We start from the raw sequence: 275 nt of genomic DNA on the forward strand, positions 1-275 counted from the left end.
TCACTTGCCTCTCAAAGAGGCTTTAGTATTACTTACCACTATCCCTAAAGGGATCCTCATATTATTTCACACTTAATTTATCTAGTGCTATATCTTGCTTTTCCTGATTTTGGATGTATTTCCTTATTGTGGCTTCATTAAGCTCTACTGTACTCACATAATAACCTTCCGACCAGAAATGTCGATTCCCAAACTTGTACTTGAGGTTGGCTTGTTTGTCAAACATCATGAGTGCACTTTTACCCTTTAAATAACCCATGAAACTAGAAACACTT

At 36.4% G+C, this 275-nt stretch carries 1 protein-coding gene; it reads right to left on the reverse strand.

Annotated elements, in window-relative coordinates; translation table 11 throughout:
- Nucleotides 1–61: 61 nt before the first annotated feature.
- Nucleotides 62–275, reverse strand: a 214-nt coding sequence (tnpA, locus tag ADF68_RS00025) for an IS200/IS605 family transposase (protein ID WP_049548098.1), incomplete at its 5' end; no start/stop codon positions are given.

Source organism: Streptococcus pseudopneumoniae (genome assembly GCF_001068775.1).
Taxonomy (GTDB): domain Bacteria; phylum Bacillota; class Bacilli; order Lactobacillales; family Streptococcaceae; genus Streptococcus; species Streptococcus pseudopneumoniae_N.